The sequence below is a fragment of the Streptomyces sp. NPDC049577 genome (assembly GCF_040675635.1).
In the GTDB taxonomy this organism is placed as follows: domain Bacteria; phylum Actinomycetota; class Actinomycetes; order Streptomycetales; family Streptomycetaceae; genus Streptomyces.
The window spans coordinates 1-9733 of record NZ_JBFAPH010000237.1 but is presented as its reverse complement, the minus strand read 5'-3'; the positions used below and the strand labels follow the sequence as shown (position 1 = coordinate 9733).

Below are 9733 nucleotides of genomic sequence, written 5' to 3'. Positions count from 1 at the left end.
CTCGTCGGCCACGTCGACGAGACCGTCCACGTCGTGCGGGCGGACAACGCGCGCGGCTGGACCCTCGCCGTCTCCGACCCCCGCAAGGCGCTAGGGCGCGGCTCCGGCGCTCTTCGTGGGCGTCGAGCTCGACCTGCCCGACCCGGACACCCGGGCCGCCGTGCACACCGCGCTCGGCCGCGCGCTCGCCGGGGCACCCGTGCCCTGGCCCGTGCAGCTCGTGTTCCTGGACGTCGCGCAGGACCCGGTGGGCGACTGGATCCGCGACCGGGTGCGCCCGTTCTACGACCGGGAGCCGTGACTGCTCCCCTGCCCGCCGCCGCGGGCTCGTAAGCTGGTTGGACGACCGTACGGGGCGGTCGGAACGGTCGAGAGAAGAGGCGGACCCAGGTGAGCGCGGGCGCGGAGGGCGGCGTGGAGCAGGTGCTGCGCCAGGTGGCGCCCGGCCGTTACGACACGTACGAGGCGCTGCTGCGCGCCCTGGCCGAGGGCCGGGTGTGGATGCTGCTGTGGCACGGCCAGGCCGGCGCGCCCGACGCCCAGTACGGGAACATGGAGGTCGACGGGCTGGGCTACGCGCCCTGTGTCACCTCCGCCCAGGAGCTCGCCGCCAGCGGCTGGAACCGCGCCCACGAGGTCGTCTCCGGCCGTGACGTCGCCGCGGCCCTCTACCCCGACCGCTGGGGCCTGTGGCTCAATCCGCACGCGCCCGGCGGCGGCGTCGGCGTGCCCTGGCTCGACCTGCGCCGCATCACCGGCGGCCTGGACCGGCTGCCCGCCGGCCCGCTGCAACTCAGCGAACCCGCCCTGGACATTCCGCAGTTCTACGCCCTTCTCGGGCAGAACGCCCACCGCACGCCCGCCGTCCGGGCGCTGCGCCGTGCCTGGGTGCAGCCGGCGCTCGGCAGCCCGTACCTGGCGATCGGCCTCGACCTCTACGACACCTCGCAGACGGCCGTCGAGGCCGTGCGCCAGATGATGCGCCAGTCCGTCGGCGTGGTGCCGGAGGGGCTGCCGGTCTCCACGGTGTCGATGGCCGACGAGCACGACCCGGTCGCGATGTGGATGCGCGCCAACGCCCGCCCCTTCTTCGACCGCGACGGCTACGGCGGCTCCCCGGCCCCCACCGGCGGCTACGGCTACCCGCCGCAGCAGGGCGGGCAGTCCGGGGCGTACTGACGCCCCCTCGGCGGCCCCCAACTCACCTCGTCACGGCGGCGATCCCGCACCGCTGACGGATTCCTGCTGTCCGTATAACGGAACCTCACTCCGCACATCACGGTTGCGCATCCTTTGACGGCCAGGTCTGGCGGGTGATCGCCGCCACATTGAAGACTCCCGCCCAAGGCATTTCGGTCCTGTGTACGACCTGCTCCGCGTGTTCTTTTCGCTGCTCCGCGTGTACGTCTCCGCACTACCGCACCATCCGCACCAGTGATGTGAACCAGCCGCTTTTGCGGCGGGCGTCGGGCCGGTTCGCCCCGGCCGAGAGGGGTCCACCAGACGATGACGGCACCACTGCACGACACGGGCGCGGCCGAGACCGCCGCCATCGATGTCGCCGCCGGCGTCCCGGCGAAGGCCATCGAGGGCCGTTCCCCCTGGCGCATCGCCTGGGTGCGGCTCAAGCGCGACAAGGTGGCGCTCGCGGGCGGCGTGGTGGTGCTCCTGCTGATCCTGGTCGCGATCTTCGCCCCGCTCATCGTGGGACTGCTCGGCCATCCGCCGAACGAGTACCACGAGGAGCTGATCGACCCGCTCTTCAGCACCCCGAAGGGCTCGTGGGGCGGCATCAACTCGCACTTCCTGTTCGGAGTCGAGCCGGTCAACGGCCGCGACGTCTTCAGCCGGGTGATCTACGGGGCGCGGGTGTCGCTGCTCGTGGCGTTCCTCTCGGCCGTGGTGGCCGTGGTGATCGGCACGGTCGTCGGCATCGTCGCGGGCTACTTCGGCGGCTGGATCGACGCCGTCGTCAGCCGGGTCATGGACCTGCTGCTGGCCTTCCCGCAGCTGCTGTTCATCCTCGCGCTCATCGCCGTGGTGCCCAACTCCCTCTTCGGACTGAGCGGTTCGGGCGTCCGCATGGCCGTGCTGATCGCGGTGATCGGCTTCTTCGGCTGGCCCTACGTCGGGCGCATCGTGCGCGGCCAGACGCTCTCGCTCAGGGAGCGCGAGTACGTCGAGGCGGCCCGCAGCCTGGGCGCCGGCCGGGCCTACATCCTCTTCCGCGAGCTGCTGCCCAACCTGGTGGCGCCGATCACCGTGTACGCCACGCTGATGATCCCCACCAATGTCCTCACGGAGGCGGCGCTGAGCTTCCTCGGCGCGGGCGTCAAGCCGCCGACGGCCTCCTGGGGGCAGATGCTCTCCAAGGCCGTCACCACCTACGAGTCCGACCCCGTCTTCATGATCATTCCCGGTCTCGCCATCTTCGTCACCGTGCTCGCGTTCAACCTCTTCGGTGACGGCGTACGGGACGCGCTCGACCCCAAGGGCTCGCGCTAGCGGCGCGCCCCGCACCTTCTTCTCCCTTCTTTCCCCAGCCCCTGTCGATCCGTCAGGAGGCCGTTTTCCCGCACCGCCGTACCCACCGGGGCGGCGACGATCACGGAGGTCGCGACATCGTGACAACCCAGAGAAATCCCAGGCACCGGCTGGCCGCGGGGGCGGCCCTCGCGGTCGCGGCCCTGGTGTCCGTCACAGCCTGCGGCGGTGGCGGCGACAGCAAGGACGGCGGCAAGGGCGGCGGCAAGGCGGCCGGCTTCAACGCCGGCATCGACAAGGTGGCCAGCGCGTCCGACAAGAAGGGCGGGGAGCTGAAGTTCATCGGCACCCAGGACGCCGACTCCTGGGACCCGCAGCGCGGCTACTACGGCTTCGTCTGGGACTTCGCCCGCTACTACCAGCGCACGCTCGTCACCCCCAAGTCGGCCCCCGGCGAGGCGAGCGCCGAGGTCGTGCCGGACATGGCCACCGACACCGGCAAGATCTCGGACGACAAGAAGACCTACACCTTCACCCTGCGCCCCGGGCTGACCTGGGAGGACGGGCAGCCCGTCACCAGCAAGCAGATCAAGTACGGCATCGAGCGCACCTGGGCCACCGACAAGATCTCCGGTGGTCCGCCCTGGCTGATGCAGGTCCTGGACCCGGAGAAGAGCTACAAGGGCCCCTACAAGGACGACACCCCGGACAAGCTCGGGCTGAAGGCCATCGAGACGCCCGACGACAAGACGATCGTCTTCCATCTGCCCAAGCCCAACGGCGACTTCCTCCAGATGCTCGCCCTGCCGGCGGCCGGCCCGGTCCGCCCGGACAAGGACACCGCCGAGAAGTACGGCCAGCACCCGTTCTCCAACGGCCCCTACAAATGGGTCTCCTACACCCCCAACAAGGGCCTGGAGCTGACCCGCAACGACAAGTGGGACCAGAAGTCCGACCCGGTGCGCAAGGCCCTCCCCGACAAGATCACGGTCAAGCTGACCACCAACGCCGACGACATGGACAACAAGCTCCTCGCCGGCGAGTACGACCTCGACCTCAACGCCACCGGCATGGGCTCGGCCGGCCGCCAGAAGGCGCTCCAGTCCCACAAGGACAACGTCGACAACCCGCAGACCGGCTTCATCCGCTACGCCGCCTTCCCGAAGACCGTCGCGCCGTTCGACAACGAGCACTGCCGCAAGGCCGTCATCTACGCCGCCGACCACACCTCGCTGCAGACCGCGCGCGGCGGCCCCGAGGCGGGCGGTGACATCGCCACCAGCATGCTGCCGCCGGGGGTCAAGGGCTACGACCAGACCTACGACCCGTTCCAGCTGAAGCAGGGCAAGCCCGACGAGGCCAAGGCCAAGGAGGAGCTGAAGGCCTGCGGCAAGCCGGACGGCTTCACCACCACCATCGCCGTGCGCAACAACAAGCCGCCGGAGGTCGCCACCGCCGAGTCGATGCAGGCCGCGCTGAAGAAGGTCGGCATCAACGCGCAGATCGACCAGTACGACGGCGCCCAGACGACGAGCATCATCGGTGCTCCGGCGAACGTGAAGAACAAGAACTACGGCATCATCATCATGGGCTGGGGCGCGGACTTCCCCAGCGGCCAGGGCTTCCTCCAGCCCATCGCCGACGGCCGGTTCATCCAGGAGAGCGGCAACCAGAACTACCCCGAGCTCAACGACCCGCAGGTCAACAAGCTCTTCGACGACGCCATCGCGGAGACCGACCCGGACAAGGCCGGGAAGATCTACCAGGAAGCCAACAAGAAGATCACCGAGGGCGCCTGGTACCTGCCGTTCGTCTACGAGAAGAACATCACCTGGCGCAGCTCCCGGCTGACGAACGTGTTCACCTCCGTCGCCTTCAACGGCCGCTACGACTTCGCCGCGCTGGGCGTCGTCAAGTGAGTCGTCCGTCCGCTCCACCGGCGCACCGCCGCTAGGCCCGAAGGGCAGGTGAGGGCCGCGCGCGGCGGCCGGGGACCCCTGGCGGGTCCCCGGCCGCCGACGGGCCGACCGCAGTGTTCGCTTACATCGTCAGACGGCTGTTCGCCGTCATCCTGATGCTGCTCGTGGTCACCCTGGTGACCTTCGTCATCTTCTTCGCCATCCCCAGGCTCAGCGGGGCCGACCCCGCCGCGATGTACGTCGGCAAGCAGGCGGACGCGGCGACCATCGAGGGCATCCGGCAGAAGCTCGGCCTGGACGAGCCCATCCTGATGCAGTACTGGCACTTCGTGACCGGCATCGTCACCGGCCGCGACTACACCGGCGGCGGCACCACCGACCACTGCCCGGCGCCCTGCTTCGGCTACTCCTTCAAGACCGAGCAGGCCGTCTGGCCCGTGCTGCTCGACCGGCTGCCGGTGACGCTCTCGCTGGCCGCGGGCGCGTGCGTGCTGTGGCTGATCGGCGGCGTCACCACCGGTGTCGTCTCGGCGCTCAAGCGCGGCACCCTCTGGGACCGCTCGGCCATGACCATCGCCCTCAGCGGCGTCTCGCTGCCGATCTACTTCACCGGCCTGATCTCGCTCGCCGTCTTCCACTACTGGCTGGGCTGGTTCGGCGCCGACTACACGAACTTCGCCGACGACCCCGCCGGCTGGTTCAGCAACCTGGTCCTGCCCTGGGTCACCCTCGCCTTCCTCTACGCCGCCATGTACGCCCGGCTCACCCGCGCCACCATGCTGGAGGTCCTCGGCGAGGACTACATCCGCACCGCCCGCGCCAAGGGCCTGCGCGAACCGGTGGTCATCGGCAAACACGCCATGCGCTCCACGATGACGCCCGTCCTGACCATCCTCGGCATGGATCTCGGCGCCCTCATCGGCGGGGCCATCCTCACCGAGACCACCTTCAACCTGCCCGGCCTCGGCCAGGCCGCCGTCAGGGCGATCAGCGACCGCGACCTGCCGCTGATCCTCGGTGTCACGCTCATCACCTCGGCCGCCGTCGTCCTCGCCAACCTCGTGGTGGACCTTATGTATGCCGTGATCGACCCCCGCGTGAGGCTCTCATGACCACCACCCCCGCCCCGCACGGCGACGCCACCGGCGACCCGACCGCGTACCTCGACGTCCGCGACCTGCGCATCCACTTCCCGACCGACGACGGCCTGGTGAAATCCGTCGACGGGCTCTCCTTCCAGCTGGAGAAGGGAAGGACGCTCGGCATCGTCGGCGAGTCGGGCTCCGGCAAGTCGGTCACCTCGCTCGGCATCATGGGCCTGCACACCGTCGGCCAGTACGGCCGGCGCAAGGCCCGGATCAGTGGTGAGATCTGGCTCGACGGCACCGAGCTGATGAGCGCCGACCCCGACGAGGTGCGCCGGCTGCGCGGCCGCGACATGGCGATGATCTTCCAGGACCCGCTGTCGGCCATGCACCCCTACTTCACCGTCGGCTCGCAGATCGTCGAGGCCTACCGGGTCCACCACGAGGACGTGGACAGGAAGACCGCCCGCAAGCGCGCGATCGAGCTGCTGGACCGCGTCGGCATCCCGCAGCCGGACCGCAGGGTGGACGACTACCCGCACCAGTTCTCCGGCGGCATGCGGCAGCGCGCGATGATCGCCATGGCGCTGGTCAACAACCCCGCGCTGCTCATCGCGGACGAGCCGACGACCGCCCTGGACGTCACCGTGCAGGCGCAGATCCTCGACCTCATCCGCGACCTGCAGAAGGAGTTCGGCTCGGCCGTCATCGTCATCACCCACGACCTGGGCGTCGTCGCCGAACTGGCCGACGACATCCTGGTGATGTACGGCGGCCGCTGCGTCGAGCGCGGCCCGGCCGAGCAGGTCTTCTACGAGCCCCGGCACCCCTACACCTGGGGCCTGCTGGGCTCGATGCCGCGCATCGACCGGGAGCAGACCGAGCGCCTCATCCCGGTCAAGGGCTCGCCGCCCAGCCTGATCAACATCCCGGCCGGCTGCGCATTCCACCCCCGCTGCCCCTACGCGGACCTGCCCAAGGGCCAGATCACCCGCAGGGAACGGCCCGAGCTGCGGCCGGTACCCGGATCCGGGCGGCACTACTCCGCGTGCCACCTGCCGGAAGCGGAGCGGACGCGGATCTGGACCGAAGAGATTGCGCCGAAGCTGTGAGGGCCCGCGCCGTGCAGGACGCTGTGAAGGACGAGGACGCCGTGACCGACGAAGCCGTGCCCCTCCTCAAGGTCGAGGGCCTGATCAAGCACTTCCCGATCACCAAGGGCCTGCTGCGCCGCCAGGTGGGTGCGGTACAGGCCGTCGACGGCCTGACCTTCGACGTGCGCGCGGGGGAGACCCTGGGCGTGGTCGGCGAGTCCGGCTGCGGCAAGTCGACCATGGGACGGCTGATCACCCGGCTCCTCGAACCCACCGCCGGACGGATCGAGTTCGGCGGCGAGGACATCACCCACCTCGGCGTGGCCGGGATGCGCCCGCTGCGCCGCGACGTCCAGATGATCTTCCAGGACCCGTACTCCTCGCTGAACCCCCGGCACACGGTCGGCACGATCGTCGGCGCGCCGTTCCGGCTCCAGGGCATCACGCCCGAGGGCGGGGTCAAGAAGGAGGTCCAGCGGCTGCTGGGCCTGGTCGGCCTCAACCCCGAGCACTACAACCGCTATCCGCACGAGTTCTCCGGCGGCCAGCGCCAGCGCATCGGCATCGCCCGCGCCCTGGCGCTCAAGCCCAAGCTGGTCGTCGCGGACGAGCCGGTCTCCGCGCTGGACGTCTCCATCCAGGCACAGGTCGTCAATCTGCTCGACGACCTCCAGGACGAGCTGGGTCTGACGTATGTGATCATCGCGCACGACCTGTCCGTCATCCGGCATGTCTCGGACCGCATCGCGGTGATGTACCTCGGCAAGCTCGTGGAGCTGACCGACCGCACGTCGCTGTACGCGAGCCCCATGCACCCGTACACCAAGGCGCTGCTGTCCGCCGTGCCGGTGCCGGACCCGAGGCGGCGGGCCGGGCGGGAGCGCATCCTGCTCAAGGGCGACGTGCCCTCGCCGATCGCCCCGCCGCCGGGCTGCCGCTTCCACACTCGCTGCTGGAAGGCGACCGAGGTGTGCAAGCGGGAGGAACCGCCGCTGCTCGCCCTGCTGCCCGGCCACCAGGTCGCCTGTCACCACCCCGAGAACGCGCCGAAGCCGGCCGGGGCGGGAGCGACGGCGTGAACGAGCAGTGCAATTTTACGAGTTGGTAAAGGCATGAGCATGACGAGCCGGGAGGGTGCAGAGTCGGCGCCGACGCTGTATCGGCGCTCGCGCGTTCGAAGGGACGGCTCATGGCATTCTCCCGCTCGACCCGGCAGCACCGTCCGTTACCGCCGCACCGCCCGTTCCGCCGGCGGTCAGCACGCCTCGCGGCCGTCGCCACGGCGGTGGCCGCCGCCTGCGTGATCTCCGCGGCGCCCGCCACCGCCTCGGGAGCGCCCACTCCCGGCGCGCCCGGGATCGGCGACTCCTACTTCCCGGGCCTCGGCAACGGCGGCTACGACGTCCAGCACTACGACCTCGACATCGGCTACGCGCCCGACACCGGACGCCTCGACGGCCGTACGACCGTCACCGCGCGGGCAACCCAGCGGCTGTCCGCCTTCGACCTCGACCTCCAGCAGCTCGACGTCGCCTCCGTCGAGGTGAACGGCCGGCCCGCCGCCTTCGTCCGCGACGGCGACGAACTGCGGATCCGGCCGGCCCGCCCCCTGGCCAAGGGCCGCCTCTTCACCGCCACCGTCACCTACGGCGGCACACCCCGGCCGCTCGGCGGGCCCATCGTCTTCGGCTCCAATTACGGCTGGCTCAGAACCAAGGACGGCGTCTTCGTCGGCTGCGAGCCGAACGCCGCCTCCACCTGGTTCCCCTCCAGCGACCACCCCGCCGACAAGGCCACCTTCGACATCCGCGTCAGAGCACCCAAGGGCCTGACCGCCATCTCCAACGGCCGGCTGGTCTCCACCCGGGACCGGGGCGGATCCACGATCACCCACTGGCGGGAGTCGCGGCCCATGGCCACCTACCTCGCCACCGCCACCATCGGGAAGTTCGACGTCAGAACCGGCCGGACCCCCGGGGGCATCCCCGTCTACGTCGCCAAGGACCCCTCCCTGCCGCCCGGCGGGGTCGACTTCTACGGCGTCACGGCCGCCGTCACCGACTACTGGTCGCAGGTCTTCGGCCCCTACCCCTTCGAGGAGACCGGCGCGATCGTCGACGACACGCCGGAGGCCGAATTCTCCCTGGAGACCCAGTCCAAGCCCCTCTACTCCGGCGTCCGCTCCGAGTGGACCATCGCCCACGAGCTGGCCCACCAGTGGTTCGGCGACTCCGTCTCCGTCGCACGCTGGAAGGACATCTGGCTCAACGAGGGCTTCGCCTCGTACGCGGAATGGCTCTGGGCCGAGCACAAGGGCACCGGGTCCGCGCACGACGCGTTCCGCGCGGCATACGCGGCCCGCAAGGCGGACGACCCCTTCTGGAAGATCGACGTCGCGGACCCGCAGCGCGACACGATGTTCTCCCGGGCCGTTTACAGCCGCGGCGCGATGACGCTCCAGGCCCTGCGCGAGCGGATCGGGGACCGGGCCTTCTTCCGGCTCCTGCCCCTGTGGACGGCACGGCACCGGTACGGCAACGCGAGCACGGCGGACTTCGTCGCCCTGGCCGAGCAGGTCTCGGGGCAGGACCTCGGCAGCCTCTTCGCCACCTGGCTGAGCAGCCGGAACAAGCCGGATCTGCCGTAGGCCCCGCCGGCGGCCCGGGAACGTGGTCGCGGCCGGTTCGGTACCCGCGAGCCGGTGGTAGGGGGAGTCTGTCTCAGCAGCCGGACGGCCTCGGCGGCGCACACCGCGCCGTGAGGCAAAATATGTCGTGCTCACCGATCTGTTCAGCCCCACCGTCCAGCACTCGCTCGACCTCGCCGGGATCTTCGTCTTCGCCATCTCCGGGGCGCTCCTCGCCGTCCGGAAGAACTTCGACGTCTTCGGCATGGCCGTGCTCGCGGAGGTCACCGCGCTGGGCGGCGGGCTGTTCCGGGATCTGATCATCGGAGCCGTACCGCCGGCCGCCTTCACCGACCTGGGGTACTTCGTGACCCCGCTGGTCGCCACACTGATCGTCTTCTTCCTCCACCCGGAGGTGGAGCGGATCACCAAGGCGGTCGGCAATGGGAGATGACCGCGTCGCCCGGCAGGACGATCGAGTGGACGACCTCCCAGCCGCCCGGCGTCAGCGCGTCCAGCTCGGCG

The 9733-nt window shown here is 70.3% G+C and carries 7 protein-coding genes and 2 pseudogenes; all 9 read left to right on the top strand.

Annotated elements, in window-relative coordinates; genetic code table 11:
* Window positions 1-103: 103 nt before the first annotated feature.
* A pseudogene (locus AB0K09_RS23525) lies at window positions 104-301 on the top strand (enhanced serine sensitivity protein SseB C-terminal domain-containing protein); the annotation flags it as partial.
* 89 nt (window positions 302-390) lie between these two features.
* Window positions 391-1179 (top strand): enhanced serine sensitivity protein SseB C-terminal domain-containing protein, encoded by a 789-nt coding sequence (locus AB0K09_RS23520; RefSeq protein ID WP_366067355.1) that lies wholly within the window; start codon window positions 391-393, stop codon window positions 1177-1179.
* Window positions 1180-1506: 327 nt separating this feature from the next.
* The gene (locus AB0K09_RS23515) at window positions 1507-2505 is read left to right on the top strand and encodes an ABC transporter permease (RefSeq protein ID WP_366067354.1); all 999 of its coding nucleotides are present in this window, start codon (window positions 1507-1509) and stop codon (window positions 2503-2505) included.
* Window positions 2506-2624: 119 nt separating this feature from the next.
* Window positions 2625-4403, top strand: coding sequence for an ABC transporter substrate-binding protein (locus tag AB0K09_RS23510; RefSeq protein WP_366067353.1), 1779 nt, complete (start codon window positions 2625-2627; stop codon window positions 4401-4403).
* Between the two features lie 113 nt (window positions 4404-4516).
* Complete coding sequence (locus AB0K09_RS23505; protein ID WP_366067352.1) at window positions 4517-5515, top strand: ABC transporter permease; 999 nt, start codon at window positions 4517-4519, stop codon at window positions 5513-5515.
* On the top strand, window positions 5512-6600 hold the full coding sequence (locus AB0K09_RS23500) for an ABC transporter ATP-binding protein (protein ID WP_366067351.1): 1089 nt from the start codon (window positions 5512-5514) through the stop codon (window positions 6598-6600). The genes AB0K09_RS23505 and AB0K09_RS23500 overlap by 4 nt, the downstream gene beginning before the upstream one ends.
* A gap of 41 nt (window positions 6601-6641) precedes the next feature.
* Window positions 6642-7661 carry a dipeptide ABC transporter ATP-binding protein gene (locus AB0K09_RS23495; protein ID WP_366067350.1) on the top strand — a complete coding sequence of 340 codons (1020 nt, stop codon included), beginning with the start codon at window positions 6642-6644 and terminating at the stop codon, window positions 7659-7661.
* 110 nt (window positions 7662-7771) lie between these two features.
* Window positions 7772-9229: a M1 family metallopeptidase gene (locus AB0K09_RS23490; RefSeq protein ID WP_366067349.1), complete on the top strand. Its 1458-nt coding sequence runs from the start codon at window positions 7772-7774 to the stop codon at window positions 9227-9229.
* 127 nt (window positions 9230-9356) lie between these two features.
* Window positions 9357-9635, top strand: a pseudogene (locus AB0K09_RS23485) (TRIC cation channel family protein); the annotation flags it as partial.
* Window positions 9636-9733 lie beyond the last annotated feature (98 nt).

Coding starts and splice junctions, on each gene's coding strand:
- AB0K09_RS23500 (WP_366067351.1), top strand. CDS start 5,512: ATGACCACCACCCCCGCCCCGCACGGCGACGCCACCGGCGACCCGACC.
- AB0K09_RS23515 (WP_366067354.1), top strand. CDS start 1,507: ATGACGGCACCACTGCACGACACGGGCGCGGCCGAGACCGCCGCCATC.
- AB0K09_RS23490 (WP_366067349.1), top strand. CDS start 7,772: ATGGCATTCTCCCGCTCGACCCGGCAGCACCGTCCGTTACCGCCGCAC.